Here is a 13,876-nt window from a genome sequence, read left to right on the forward strand (position 1 = left end):
CAAGAGCATCCGCCAGTTCCTGTTGCGCAATCCGGTTCCGAACGGCCACTTCCGGTCCGGCTTCGGCATGCGCCGCCACCCGATCCTCGGTTTCTCGCGAATGCACACGGGCGTCGACTGGTCGGCGCCGCGCGGCACGCCGATCATCGCAGCCGGCAACGGCGTTGTCGAAAAAGCCGGGTGGGATTCGGGCGGCTATGGCAACCAGACGCTGATCCGCCACGCCAATGGCTATGTCTCATCCTATAATCACCAGAGCGCCATCGCCAAGAACGTCAAGGCGGGCGCAAAGGTCGTGCAGGGCCAGGTGATCGGCTGGGTCGGCACCACCGGCCTGTCGACCGGCCCGCATCTCCACTACGAACTGATCGTCAACGGCAACAAGGTGGACCCCTTGCGCATCCGCCTGCCGGGCGGCAAGTCGCTCTCCGGCGAGGTGCTGGCAAAATTCGAGAAGGAGCGGGAGCGCATCGACGAACTTCTCGGCAAGGACGATCCGAGCCAGGTCGCAAGCCAGTAGCGTCTCCACGAGGAACGGAGACGAGACACGAATGGGGCCGCCCTATTGCGGGCGGCCTTTTCGCATTTTGAGAGATGCTTAGGCGGCTTCCTTTGCCGCGGGCGTGCCGCGCTTGAAGTTCAGCCGGTCGGAACCCGCAACGATCTTGATCGCCGATCCGTCCGGGAACTCGCCCTGCAGCATCTTTTCCGCCAGCGGGTCCTGGACATATTTCTGAATCGCCCGCTTCAGCGGCCGCGCACCATAGGCCGGGTCGTAGCCCTTGTCGGCAAGGAAGGCCCGCGCCTCCTCCTCGAGCTCCAGCGTGATCTTCCGCTCGCCGAGCAGCTTGCGCAGCCTTTCGAGCTGTATGTCGACGATCGCCCCCATCTCCGAGCGGCGCAGCCGGTGGAACAGGATGATCTCGTCCACCCGGTTCAGGAATTCGGGCCTAAAGGCCGCTCTGACCACTTCCATGACTTGGTCGCGGACGGCGTCGCTGTCCTCGTTCTCACCGAGGCCGGTCAGGTATTCGGCACCGAGATTCGAGGTCATGATGATCATCGTGTTCTTGAAGTCGACCGTGCGGCCCTGACCGTCCGTCAGGCGGCCGTCGTCGAGCACCTGCAGGAGCACGTTGAAGACATCCGGATGCGCCTTCTCGATCTCGTCGAACAGCACGACCTGATAGGGCCGGCGGCGAACGGATTCGGTGAGCGCACCGCCCTCCTCATAGCCGACATAGCCGGGGGGTGCGCCGATCAACCGGGCGACCGAATGCTTCTCCATGTATTCCGACATGTCGATCCGCATCAGCGCCGTCTCGTCGTCGAAGAGGAAGCGGGCAAGTGCCTTGGTAAGCTCCGTCTTGCCGACGCCGGTGGGCCCCAGGAAGATGAACGAGCCGATCGGCCGGTTCGGATCCTGGAGCCCCGCGCGGGCGCGTCGGACGGCGCGGGACACGGCCTGGACGGCATCACCTTGGCCTACGACCCATTTGGCCAGCTCGTCTTCCATCCGCAGCAGCTTTTCGCGCTCGCCCTCGAGCATCTTATCGACCGGAATGCCGGTCCAGCGCGAGACGACATGGGCGATGTTGTCGGGGGTGACCACCTCCTGCACCATGGCCTTGGCGCTCGAGCCGTCCTGGCTCTCGGCCTCGGCAAGCTCCTTCTCGAGATTCGGGATGACGCCATAGGCAAGCTCGCCTGCCCGCTGGAATTCACCCTTCCGCTGGACGATCTGGAGTTCGTTGCGCGCCTCGTCAAGCTGCTTCTTGAGGTCCGCCGCCCGGCCAAGCTTCTGCTTTTCCGCCTGCCAACGGGCGGTCAGGGTCGCGGCCTGTTCCTCAAGCGCCGCAAGGTCGAGCTCAAGCTTCTCGAGGCGGTCCTTCGAGGAAGCATCGGTCTCCTTCTTCAGGGCTTCGCGTTCGATCTTCAGCTGGATGACACGCCGGTCGAGTTCGTCGAGCTCCTCCGGCTTGGAGTCGACCTGCATCCTGAGCCGCGAGGCCGCCTCGTCCATGAGGTCGATCGCCTTGTCGGGCAGGAAACGGTCGGTGATGTAGCGGTTGGAAAGCGTCGCCGCGGCCACCAGCGCGGAGTCGGATATCCGCACCTTGTGGTGCTGCTCGTATTTTTCCTTGAGGCCGCGCAGGATCGAGATCGTGTCCTCGACCGTCGGCTCCTCGACGAACACCGGCTGGAACCGGCGGGCAAGCGCCGCATCCTTTTCGACATGCTTGCGGTACTCGTCAAGCGTGGTCGCGCCGACGCAGTGCAGCTCGCCACGTGCCAGCGCAGGCTTCAGGAGGTTCGAAGCGTCCATCGCCCCGTCCGCCTTGCCGGCGCCGACCAGCGTATGCATCTCGTCGATGAAGAGGATGATCTCGCCCTCTTCCGAGCGCACCTCGTTGAGCACGGCCTTCAGCCGCTCCTCGAACTCGCCGCGGTACTTCGCACCGGCAATCAGCGCGCCCATGTCGAGGGCCATCAGCCGCTTGTCCTTGAGGCTTTCCGGTACGTCGCCATTGACGATACGAAGCGCCAGGCCCTCGGCGATCGCGGTCTTGCCGACTCCCGGCTCGCCGATCAGCACCGGATTGTTCTTGGTGCGGCGCGACAGCACCTGGATCGTGCGACGGATTTCGTCGTCGCGGCCGATCACCGGATCGAGCTTGCCGTCGCGTGCCTCCTCGGTGAGGTCGCGCGCGTATTTCTTCAGGGAATCGAAGCCCTGCTCGGCATTGGCGGTGTCGGCCGTCCGGCCCTTGCGGATTTCATTGATGACCTGGTTGAGTTTCGTCGGCGTTACGCCGGCTTTCGTAAGGATGGCGGCGGTCGCGGCCGAGCTTTCCATCGCCAGCGCCAGCAGCAGGCGCTCGACGGTTACAAAACTGTCGCCGACCTTCTTCGCCGCCTCTTCCGCGGCGGTGAAAACCTTGGCGAGCGGCTGCGACAGGTAGACGGAACCGCTGCCGCCTGTGACTTTCGGAAGCTTCGCCAGCGCCGCGGCCGTGCCCGCCCTTGCCTCGCGCACATCGCCTCCGGCGCGTTCGACGAGCGATGCGGCCATGCCCTGATCGTCGTCGAGCAATACCTTGAGGACATGCTCCGGCGTGAATTGCTGGTGCCCTTCGGCCAACGCATGGGTCTGCGCCGATTGCAGGAAGCCGCGTACCCGCTCGGAATACTTCTCGATATTCATGTCTTACCTCCATGATCCGGCGAGCCCATCGTTGTGGCACTGGCCGGCGTTTCAGGATCAGGCTCCCGCATTCGGCAAGCCCGCTACTACATGTCTCCTTAAATCGCTTTCGATTTAAGGTGCTACAGCGATCTTTGCGCGTCCAATACGACGTGCGGCGCTGTAGTGACGGCTCGTCCCCGCGTTGCGGGGGTCCAAGTCTTCGAAGCGAATATGGGGCGATATTTTCGGAAATTAAAGGGCATCGGAAAGCGGCGTTCCGCGAATCTTTCCGGTGCATGGCGAAGGCCTGCGGAGCCGCCGGGCTCGCGAGCTGGCATTTAACCGATGCAAAAAGCCCGGCCGTCCGGCCGGGCTTTCAGATAGGGAAATCTCGTATTTCTGGCGCTATTCCGATGCCGCCAGGACCGGGGCGTCGCCGCCAGGCTGTCCTTCAGCCGCGGGCTCGTCTGCTGCATTGCGGCGCGGCTGGCGACGCGGGCGGGAGGCACTGCGGCGCCGCGAGCCGGTGCGGCCGGAAGACGCCACCGACGTCTCCTCCTCCATCGCCACTTCGGCAGGCATGCCTTCGATCACCGGCTGCGGGCCGGAACCGTCGATAACCGGCTGCGGCTCGCTGGGAGCAGGCGCCTGGGCGGGTGCTGCGGCGGCCGGTGCCGGCTCGGCATAGACCTGATCCAGATCGTCCTGATCGCGGTCGAGGTCGCGGTCCTGATAGTCCTGGCGCTCTTCGCGCTGGAAGCGATCCTGCATCTGCGCCTGTGCCGCCGCAATGATGCGGTTGTAGTGCTCGGCATGCTGCAGGTAGTTTTCTGCCATGACACGGTCGCCGGCGCTCTGGGCGTCGCGGGCAAGCGCGGCGTATTTTTCCGCAATATGCTGGGCGGTACCGCGAATTTTCACATCCGGGCCGGAGCTGTCGTACGTCCGCGTCAAGGGATTGGATCCCTTGCGGTTGTTATTGTTGTTATTGCTTCCGTTGTTGTTATTCCGCCCACGGCCGCGCTTGTTCTGCTGTCCTGGCCTCATCGTCCATTCACCTGAATTTTCTTGCTGATGATAATCATATGGTTCCGTATCCCGGCCGGATTGTCCGCGCCCGAGAAAACACGCGCCACGGCAGACCGCCTGTTCGCGGTCCCGGCGCCGGCTGACGTCAAATTAACAGGTACCCGCACAAGGCACTGTTGAACCCTAGCAACTCTTTCTTGAGAGCAATCCCCGTGGCCAGGTCATACTGGAACGAATCTCTGGTCCATGACCTCTGCCCAGTGCGCGGCCAGAAACTAGCCCGCTTCCTTGGCGATTCCAAGCCCTTTCTTTGCTCATCCAGAAAAGAGGGCGCTAGTGCAGCATTTTTTCAACGGTGATGCTGCCTTTGACGTCCTGCCCGAATATCAGGACCCGGTCGTTGCCGCCGAGATCCTTGCGGCTCTCAAGCAGGCGGAAGCTCTGCGCTTGGAACAGCGCCGTAACTGCCTGCTTCTGATCGAAACCGATTTCCAAGCCTACAACTCCGTCCGCTTCGAGATGGCGGCCGGCGTGTTGAGCGATGGCACGGTAAGCGTCAAGCCCGTCAATTCCGCCATCCAGGGCGGCAGCCGGATCATGGTTTCTGACCTCCGGCTCAAGCTCATCTATGACAGTGGACCGGATATACGGCGGATTTGAGACAATGACGTCGAACCGCCCTTCCACTGCCTCGAACCAATCGCTCCTAAGCGTCAGGAAGCGTTCGGCGAGCCCGTTCCTCTTCGCGTTTTCGCGTGCCGTCGCCAAGGCGTCTTCCGATATATCGGTACCGGTGCCGCGCGCTTCAAGTACCCCGGCGAGAAGCGCGAGGCAAATGGCACCGGTGCCGGTTCCAAGGTCTATGAGCCGGCAGTGTCCCTTGCCCGCGGCTATGCGGCGCACATGGGGGATCAGGCAGTCGACAAGCGTTTCGGTGTCCGGCCGCGGCTCCAGCGTTTCCCTCGAAAGCGACAGGGCCAATCCATGAAACTCGCGCTCGCCAAGAATGCGGTAGACCGGCTCGCGTGCCATCCGGCGGTCGATCGCCGCGCGGATACGCGCTGCATCTTCTGGGCTGACCGGCTCGCCTCCCCTTGCAATAAAGCCGGCGAGCGACAGGCCGAGTAGACCGGAAATCAGGTGCCTGGCATCGACCGCCGCATGTTCGATGCCGGCGGCCCTCAACCGATCGCGGCTCTCGGAAAGCAGCCTGTCCAATGTCTCGCGCATCCCCGGCTCAATTCTGCCGTTCGCCGAGCAGGGCGAGCTGGCTTGCCTGGTGGTCCGCAAGCAAGGCGTCGACGACCTCGTCGATCTCACCCTCCATCATCCGGTCGAGCTTGTAGAGCGTCAGATTGATACGGTGGTCGGTCAGGCGGCCCTGCGGGAAGTTGTAGGTGCGGATACGCTCCGAACGGTCGCCGGACCCCACTTGGCTCTTGCGGTCGGCCGACCTTTCGCTGTCGGCGCGCTGGCGCTCCATGTCGAAGAGCCGGGAACGCAGCACCTGCATCGCCTTGGCGCGGTTCTGGTGCTGCGACTTTTCCGAGCTGGTGACGACGAGGCCGGTGGGCAGGTGGGTGATGCGGACTGCCGAATCCGTGGTGTTGACGTGCTGGCCGCCCGCTCCCGAAGAGCGCATCGTGTCGATACGGATATCCTCGGGGCGGATTTCGATATCGATCTCCTCTGCCTCCGGCAGAACAGCGACGGTCGCAGCAGAGGTGTGGATGCGGCCGCTCGCTTCCGTTTCGGGTACGCGCTGCACCCGGTGGACGCCGGACTCGAATTTCAGCCGCGAGAACACGCCGCGCCCGGAAACCGTCGCGATGATTTCCTTGTAGCCGCCGGCCTCGCCCTCGCTCGCCGAGAGCACCTCGACCCGCCAGCCCTTGGCCGCAGCGTAGCGCTCGTACATGCGGAACAGATCGCCGGCAAAGAGCGCCGCTTCCGACCCGCCCGTGCCGGCGCGGATTTCGAGGATGGCGCTTTTTTCGTCGGCCGCATCCTTCGGCAGGAGCAGGATCTGGATCTCCTCTTCGAGCGCTTCGATCCGCTCCTCCACCTCGGGCTTTTCCATTTCCGCGAGGTCGCGCATCTCCTTGTCCGTCGCCCGGTCGGCGAGCATGGCCTCGATATCGGCAAGCTCGGCGACCGCCTTCTCGTAGACGCGGATTTTCGTCACGACCGGCTGGAGCTCGGAATATTCCGATGCGAGCTTCACATAGACGTCGGCCGCGGGGCCTGCGGACATGCGCGCCTCGATCTCCGCGAAACGCCGTTCGAGCTCGCGCATCTTTTCAACAGGAAGCTTTGCCAAGTTTCACTCCAAACACGTCCGCCTCGCCCGAACCCGGTTCGGACGAGGATGAAGACGCTTTCGATCAATCTATACCGGTATGCCGTTCGCCTCCGCGAAATCCACCAGAAGCTGGCGGATCGGCGTTTCGGATTTTGTATCGTCCAGGGCGGCATTGAGGACTTCGGCCAGCTTGTCGGCGTCGAGTGCCAGCAGCATGGCCTTGACAGGCCCGACGGCAGTCGAGGCCATGGATACCGAGCGGAAGCCGATACCGAGCAGTGCCATGGCCGAAAGCGGCTTGCTCGCCATCTCGCCGCAGAGCGTCACCGGCGTGTCGTTGCGTTCGCCGGCGCGCACGATGTCGCGCAACATTCTCAGGAACGGCCGACCGAGAATGTCGAAACGGTCGGAAACGCGGGCATTGCCGCGATCGACCGCCATGGCGAACTGGAAGAGATCGTTCGAGCCGACCGAGACGAAATCCACCTCGGCCATGAGTTCGTCAAGCTGCCAGAGCAGAGCCGGCACCTCGAGCATCGCCCCGAACTGCAGCTTGCGCGGCAATTGCTCTCCGAGTTTCGACTGCCGCTCGATCTCCTTCTGCAGGAGCTCGCGCGCCACCTTGAGTTCCGACACCTCGGTCACCATCGGCAGCATCAGCTTGAACTCGGCGCCGGCAGCCGCGCGCAGCATCGCTCGGAACTGGGTCCGCAGCAGGCCCGGCCGGTCGAGCGACAGCCGGATGGCGCGCCAGCCGAGCGCCGGATTTTCCTCTTCCGCCGCGCGGAAATAGGGCACGACCTTGTCACCGCCAATGTCCAGCGTGCGGAAGGTTACCGGTTTGCCGCCCGTCTGCTTCAAGACGTTGCGGTAGAACGCTTCCTGTTCCTCCGCCTTCGGCATGGTGGAGGCGATCATGAACTGCAGTTCGGTGCGGAAGAGGCCGATGCCTTCGGCGCCCGCTTCGTTCAAATGCGGTAGATCGACCAGGAGCCCGGCATTCATCTGCAGCGTAATGCGCTTGCCGTCCTTCGTCAGCGGCTCGACGTCTTTCAGCGCCCTGAACTGCGCCTGGCGGCGGGCGCGGAAGCGCACCTTTTCCTCGTAGGAGCGCTGCAGGTCGGCGACCGGGCGCAGGTGCACTTTAGCGTCATCGCCATCGACGATAATCGCGTCGCGGTTTTCGGCAAGCGCCACCGCTCCTGCTGCCTGCCCCACGACCGGAATGCCCATGGCGCGCGCGACGATCACCACATGGCTGGTGACCGCACCCTCTTCCAGGACGAGGCCGCGGACGTTCTCGCGCGGATAATCGAGCAGTTCCGCCGCGCCCATGGCGCGCGCGACGATGATCGCGTCGCTCGGGAAATCGGCGGCGGAAAGCTTGGCGCCGTAGCCGGAGAGCTGGCGCAGCAGGCGGTTGGCGAGATCGTCGAAGTCATGCATCCGCTCGCGCAGATAGGGATCCGTCAGCCGGATCATCCTTGCCTTCGTCTCGCTTTGCACTCTCTCGACCGCCGCCTCGGCCGTCAGGCCGTTGCGGATCGCTTCCTCGAGCTTTCTCACCCAACCACGATCGTGCGCGAACATGCGGTAGGTCTCGAGCACCGCCCGGTGCTCGCCTTCCATCGACACGTCGCGCCGCGACAGCATGTCGTCGATCGAGATGCGCAGCGACCCCAGCGCCTCGGCGAGGCGCTGCAGTTCGTGCTCCGTATCCTCGTTGAGCAGGTTGGTGACGACGATCCTCGGCTCGTGCAGCACCACATAGCCAAGGCCGATGCCTTCGCCATAGCTGTTGCCCTCGATCGCAACGGGGCGCGAAAGGTCCAGCTCAAGTCCGGGTTTGGTGATCTTCTTGAGCTCGCCGGTCGCGACCATCTCGGCGAGCACCATGGCGGTCGTCTCGAGCGCCTCGACCTCGTCCTCGCGATAGTTGCGCATCGCCTTGTTCTGCACGACCAGAACGCCGAGCGCGCGCCCGGTGCGCAGGATCGGCACGCCAAGGAAGGAGTGGTAGATCTCTTCGCCGGTCTCGGGGAGATAGGTGAAGGCCGGATGCGCCTGCGCGTCGGAGAGATTGAGCGGGCGCGCCGAGGCGGCGATCGTGCCGACGAGACCCTGGCCCATCTTCAGTTGTGCCAAGTGCACCGCGGTCTTGTTCAGACCTTCGGTCGCGTAAAGCTCGAGAATGCCGTCGGAGCGCAGCACATAGACGGAGCACACTTCCGCGACCATGTTCTGCGCGATCTGGCGCACGATACGGTCAAGGCGCTCCTGCGGCTCGAGCGGTTCCGCCATGAGCTCGCGCAACCGCTTGAGGAGAACGCGCGGACCCGCGGAAAGGTCTCTCATCGCGTAGGGTCTCCCGAATAAGAATATACGACGGCACGTGACGGGAGGCGCGGGCCCTGGCGGCCGCGAATCCCCAATCGAATGCCTGCTGTCTAACTCTTATCGAGACCGTAGGCGGAATGCAAAGTGCGAACCGCCAATTCCGCGTATGGACCGTCGATCAGGATGGAAATCTTGATCTCGGAGGTGGTGATCGCCTTGATGTTGATGCCCTTCTCGGCGAGCGCTCGGAAGGCAGAGGCGGCGACACCCGCATGGCTGCGCATGCCGATGCCGATGACCGAAACCTTGACGAGGCCGGATTCCGATTGCGCGACGTCGTAGCCGATCTTCTCCTTGTTGTCGGAGAGCACCTTCAGCGCCTTGTTGACGTCGCCGGACGGGACCGTGAAGGTCATGTCCGTCTTGGAGCCGTCTTCGGAAATGTTCTGGACGATCATATCGACGTTGATATGGGCTTCGGCGAGTGGGCCGAAGATCGCCGCGGAAACGCCCGGCCGGTCGGCCAAGCGCCGCAGCGAGATCTGGGCTTCATCCTTGGCATAGGCGATGCCGGTTACGACTTCCTGTTCCACGATCTCATCCTCATCACAAATCAGCGTTCCGGGCGGGTTCAGAAGGTCACCCATGCCCGGCGCATCGGGATCCTCGAAAGACGAGCGTACGAAGGTACGCACCTTGTGCACCATGGCGAGCTCGACCGAGCGCACCTGCAGGACCTTGGCGCCGAGGGAAGCCATTTCCAGCATTTCCTCGAAGGCGATCTTCTTCAATCGCCGCGCCTTCGGCTCGATGCGCGGATCGGTCGTGTAGACGCCATCAACGTCGGTGTAGATGTCGCAGCGGTCGGCCTTGACGGCAGCGGCGATGGCGACGGCGGAGGTGTCGGAGCCGCCGCGGCCGAGGGTCGCGACGCGATTGTCGGGGCCGAGCCCCTGGAAGCCGGCAACGACCGCCACCTGACCCTCGCCCATGCGGCGGATGATATCGGCGCCGTCGATGTCGAGGATGCGGGCCGCACCATGGGCGTTGTCGGTCTTGACCGGCAGCTGCCAGCCCTGCCAGGAGCGGGCGTTGATGCCCATCGACTGCAGGGCGATCGCCAGCAGTCCGGAGGTCACCTGCTCGCCGGAGGCGACCACCGCGTCATATTCGCGCGCATCGTAGAACGGCGCATTCGAGCCCGCCACCTTCGGCATGTTCTCGACCCAGCCGACCAGCTCGTTGGTCTTGCCGGACATCGCGGAAACGACGACGGCGACCTCGTGGCCGGCATCGACTTCGCGTTTTACATGGCGGGCGACATTGTGGATGCGGTTCAAATCTGCGACGGAAGTCCCGCCGAATTTCATCACGATGCGTGCCATTTCGCCTCTACCGTACCAACATGTTTCGCGCCTGCGCCCGACAGCACTCCCGCCGGCGCCTGACGATCAAAAAGCAGAGACTTCTCGGACATCGGCCAGCCACCGCTGCGGGGAGCGGAAAGTCGCGGCGTCTCTTAGCGGATCAGCGGGCGGCGTGCAATGGGAGGGTGGAGGAAGACTTGAGCGTCGGGGGCAGGTTTCCAGGATCTGGCCGGACGTCAGGCGGCGAAATCCGGGTGTCTCGCCACGACGCAGGCGACGTCGCAACCGCGAACCCGATGCGTCGCCCGCGCCTCCACCGTCCAGCCGCTGCGGCACACACCCGCTTCGAGACGCGGCACGAGATCGTTGGCAGTGCGCGAGGGTTCGTCGTGAAAGAGAAAGAGCCGTCCGAACGGCGACAAGTGCCTGGCTAGGACGGCAAGCTCGCGCTCCGGATTGCCGCGCGCGAAAATGCCGACGCGCAGAGCAAAAGCCTTGTCGAATACGGCGCTGCCAAACTCGGCCCGTGCGAGTTCCGCGACCACGAACTCGGCTCGCCCGTCGGCGACGAAGGCGGCATTTCGCCGCCGCGCGGCCTCGATCATTGCCGCCGAACGGTCGATCGCAAGCAACCGACCGTCGACGAGCCGGTCGCACACCATCGTCGCCGCCAAGCCGTGACCGCAGCCGATCTCGAGAATGCACTCGGATGCCTCGGGCGCAAGCATCTCTACCGCCCAGCCGATCCGATCTCTCATCGCCTCACCACCGTCTCACGCCGGATTCCTGCTCTCTAAGTTGGCAGCAATCATCTGCGATCGCAATGCTTCAATATTAGCACCACTTGCAAACTTGCTGCAGTTTTGTCATTCTCCGACCTGAGCGAAAGTCAGGCGGCGACGTTCAACGGGAGGAAGGGCAATGCGCAAGGTCATCATGTGGGACATGGTCAGTGTCGACGGCTTCTTCGAGGCGCCGGGGCATGATATCGACTGGTTCGTCTTCGAGGACGAGCTTGCCGCCTATATCGGCGAGACGCAGTTGGAAGCCGGTACGCTGCTCTTCGGACGCGTCACCTACGAGATGATGGCCGCCTATTGGCCCTCGGCCGAGGGCAACATCGCCACTTTCATGAACGGGGCGGAAAAGTACGTTTTCTCGAAGACGCTGACGAGCGCCGAGTGGAACAACACGACACTCGTCTCCGGCGACGCCGTCGCCGAGGTCGAGCGCCTGAAGCAGCGCGACGGCGGCACGATCTTCATCTTCGGCAGCGCCGACTTTGCCGCCACCCTGACCGCCCGTGGACTGGTCGACGAATACCGTCTCGGCATCAATCCGGTGCTCCTCGGCAAAGGCACTCCGCTCTTCCAGAACATCCCTGAGCGCACCAAGCTGGACCTCACCCATGTCCGCCCGCTAAAATCCGGCGTCGTCATCCTGCACTATCAGCCCGCCAAGGCTTGAGGCGGTTTGCAAAGCCGCCCCTTGACATCGCCCGTCGATCGTCCGACTTCACCTTTCGACAGGGCGGATTTCAGGCGCGACGTTTCTGCCCGGACCCGATACGCGAGGAGGCTCCGATGAGCGAGACGGCACGCACGACGATCGACCAGAGCGAGGTGGACCGTTTCTCGGCAATGGCGGCCGAATGGTGGGATCCGACCGGCAAGTTCCGGCCGCTGCACAAGTTCAACCCCGTGCGCCTCGCCTATATCCGCGACAAAGTGTGCGAACAGTTCGACCGGGATCCGAAGAGCCCGCAGCCGCTGAAAGGCCTGCGCCTTCTCGATATCGGCTGCGGCGGCGGGCTGTTGTCCGAGCCGATGGCGCGCATGGGCGCGGATGTTCTCGGTGCGGACGCTTCTGAAAAGAATATCGGCATCGCCAAGGCGCATGCGGCGGGCAGCGGCGTCAACGTCGACTACCGCGCCGTGACCGCCGAGGCTTTGGCCGAGGCTGGCGAGAGCTTCGATATCGTCCTCAACATGGAAGTCGTCGAGCATGTCGCCGATGTCGACTTCTTCATGACCACCTGCGCCCATATGGTGCGGCCCGGCGGCCTGATGTTCGTCGCCACCATCAACCGCACCCTGAAGGCCGCTGCCCTCGCAATCTTCGCCGCCGAGAACGTGCTGCGCTGGCTGCCGCGCGGCACCCATCAATACGACAAGCTGGTCCGCCCGGAAGAACTCGAAAAGCCGCTCGAAGCGAGCGGCATGGAGGTCGCCGACCGCACCGGCGTGTTCTTCAACCCGCTTGCCAATCAATGGAACCTGTCGAAGGACATGGACGTCAACTACATGATCGTCGCCAAACGGCCGATTTGAGGACGCCGGCCGGGCCGCTCAGTTCGTGTCGTCCGGAAGCACTGGCAGCGGCGCGATCTCAATGCCTTCCTCGAGCAGCGCGGTCGCCTCTTCCGCGGTCGCCTTGCCGATCAAGCCGCGCTGGTCGGCCTCGCCATAGTGGATCTTGCGGGCCTCCTCGGGAAAGCGCTCGCCGACATCTTCGGCGTTGGCGCGGATCGTCTTGACCATTTCACGAAGCTTGGCGATCGTCTCCTTCTGCGCCTGGTCCATGACGAGGGCCTGCCGGGCTTCCTTCTTGCGGGCGGTGGAGACGGTTGGCGCCATCAACTGCTTGCTGACCGAGCCGGAACCACAGGTGGGGCAGGTGACGAGATGAGCTTTGGCCTGCCGGTCGAAGTCGCCGCTCGACGAGAACCAGCCTTCGAATCCATGGCCATGGTCGCAGGACAAATTGTAGCGGATCAAGCTGCAACGCCTCCTTTTCCAGCCGGGACCACTTGATCGAGCACGAAATCGCGGGCGTTCCTGAGATTGGGTATGCGCCCTCGCGCGCCGCTGACCGCCGCCACGTCGATTTCCGCGATAAGGACCGCCTCACCGGCCGGGCCGGCCTGGGCAAGCACCCTGCCCCAGGGATCGACGATCATCGAATGTCCGAAGGTCTCCCGTCCGTCCTCATGCTGCCCGGCCTGGGCAGCGGCAATGACGAAAAGCCCGTTCTCGATGGCGCGAGCCCTCAGCAGAATTTCCCAATGCGCCTCGCCGGTCTGACGGGTGAACGCCGCCGGCACCGACATGATCTCCGCGCCGGCCACCGCCTGCTGGCGGAAGAGCTCCGGAAAGCGGACGTCGTAGCAGATCGCAAAACCCAGCTTGCCGAAGGGTAGATCGACCATGCGCGCCGTGGCGCCCGGCCGATAGACGGCGCTCTCGCGCCAGCTTTCGCCATTGTCGAGGTCGACATCGAACATGTGGATCTTGTCGTAGTCGCAGATCTTCTTGCCATCCGGCCCGAACAGGAAGCCGCGATTGGCGACCTTGCCGTCCGGAAGCGCGATCGGCGTGGAGCCGACATGGAGATAGACTCCGAGTTCGCCGGCAAGACGCGCCGCCTCCTCAAAGACGAGATCGTCGGCTTCGTCTTTAATTACCGAACGCAGCCCCGCCCGGTCGCGCTGGATGGCCCCGGTCATTTCAGGCGTCTGAATATAGCTGGCGCCCTGCGTTGCGGCTTGTCGCACCAGCCTGACCATCGTTTCGACGTTCCTCGCCGGATCGACGCCGGAGCACATCTGGACGGCTGCAGCCTTGAAACTCATTGCCCTTTTCTCCCAAGCCAGAG

12 protein-coding genes (1 of these 12 only partly in view) are annotated in these 13,876 nt (G+C 63.8%); 3 read left to right on the forward strand and 9 right to left on the reverse strand.

Annotated features, from left to right (window positions below):
- Positions 1–520 carry the 3' portion of a M23 family metallopeptidase gene (locus tag NXT3_RS15755; RefSeq protein WP_097527923.1) on the forward strand. It extends 1,436 nt beyond the left edge of the window, so the window shows 520 of its 1,956 coding nt (coding positions 1,437–1,956); its start codon lies off the left edge, out of view; the stop codon is at positions 518–520.
- A gap of 78 nt (positions 521–598) precedes the next feature.
- On the opposite strand, the gene clpB is transcribed toward NXT3_RS15755, so the two are convergent.
- The 7 genes from clpB to NXT3_RS15790 form a co-directional block, all read right to left on the reverse strand.
- A complete protein-coding gene (gene clpB, locus NXT3_RS15760; protein WP_104839665.1) occupies positions 599–3,205 on the reverse strand; it encodes an ATP-dependent chaperone ClpB in 2,607 nt (868 codons plus the stop codon).
- Between the two features lie 387 nt (positions 3,206–3,592).
- On the reverse strand, positions 3,593–4,234 hold the full coding sequence (locus tag NXT3_RS15765) for a DUF4167 domain-containing protein (RefSeq protein WP_104839666.1): 642 nt from the start codon (positions 4,232–4,234) through the stop codon (positions 3,593–3,595).
- Between the two features lie 315 nt (positions 4,235–4,549).
- Complete coding sequence (gene prmC, locus NXT3_RS15770; RefSeq protein WP_104839667.1) at positions 4,550–5,446, reverse strand: peptide chain release factor N(5)-glutamine methyltransferase; 897 nt, start codon at positions 5,444–5,446, stop codon at positions 4,550–4,552.
- A gap of 7 nt (positions 5,447–5,453) precedes the next feature.
- Positions 5,454–6,536 carry a peptide chain release factor 1 gene (gene prfA, locus NXT3_RS15775; RefSeq protein ID WP_037426594.1) on the reverse strand — a complete coding sequence of 361 codons (1,083 nt, stop codon included), beginning with the start codon at positions 6,534–6,536 and terminating at the stop codon, positions 5,454–5,456.
- Positions 6,537–6,605: 69 nt separating this feature from the next.
- Positions 6,606–8,873, reverse strand: a complete 2,268-nt coding sequence (gene ptsP, locus NXT3_RS15780; RefSeq protein ID WP_104839668.1) for a phosphoenolpyruvate--protein phosphotransferase — start codon at positions 8,871–8,873, stop codon at positions 6,606–6,608.
- A gap of 92 nt (positions 8,874–8,965) precedes the next feature.
- The gene (locus NXT3_RS15785; RefSeq protein WP_037426588.1) at positions 8,966–10,240 is read right to left on the reverse strand and encodes an aspartate kinase; all 1,275 of its coding nucleotides are present in this window, start codon (positions 10,238–10,240) and stop codon (positions 8,966–8,968) included.
- Between the two features lie 218 nt (positions 10,241–10,458).
- Positions 10,459–10,980 (reverse strand): methyltransferase domain-containing protein, encoded by a 522-nt coding sequence (locus NXT3_RS15790; RefSeq protein WP_104839669.1) that lies wholly within the window; start codon positions 10,978–10,980, stop codon positions 10,459–10,461.
- A 163-nt stretch (positions 10,981–11,143) separates the two neighbouring features.
- Here NXT3_RS15790 and NXT3_RS15795 point away from each other — a divergent pair, with 163 nt between their 5' ends.
- Positions 11,144–11,689, forward strand: a complete 546-nt coding sequence (locus tag NXT3_RS15795) for a dihydrofolate reductase family protein (RefSeq protein ID WP_037426586.1) — start codon at positions 11,144–11,146, stop codon at positions 11,687–11,689.
- A gap of 116 nt (positions 11,690–11,805) precedes the next feature.
- Positions 11,806–12,552, forward strand: a complete 747-nt coding sequence (gene ubiG / locus NXT3_RS15800; RefSeq protein WP_097527917.1) for a bifunctional 2-polyprenyl-6-hydroxyphenol methylase/3-demethylubiquinol 3-O-methyltransferase UbiG — start codon at positions 11,806–11,808, stop codon at positions 12,550–12,552.
- 18 nt (positions 12,553–12,570) lie between these two features.
- Here ubiG and NXT3_RS15805 read toward each other — a convergent pair whose 3' ends face one another.
- Positions 12,571–12,999, reverse strand: a complete 429-nt coding sequence (locus NXT3_RS15805) for a DUF1178 family protein (protein WP_104839670.1) — start codon at positions 12,997–12,999, stop codon at positions 12,571–12,573.
- Positions 12,996–13,853 (reverse strand): carbon-nitrogen hydrolase family protein, encoded by an 858-nt coding sequence (locus NXT3_RS15810; RefSeq protein WP_097527915.1) that lies wholly within the window; start codon positions 13,851–13,853, stop codon positions 12,996–12,998. The genes NXT3_RS15805 and NXT3_RS15810 overlap by 4 nt, the downstream gene beginning before the upstream one ends.
- Positions 13,854–13,876: the final 23 nt, after the last annotated feature.

The sequence above is a fragment of the Sinorhizobium fredii genome (assembly GCF_002944405.1).
Taxonomy (GTDB): Bacteria; Pseudomonadota; Alphaproteobacteria; order Rhizobiales; family Rhizobiaceae; genus Sinorhizobium; species Sinorhizobium fredii_C.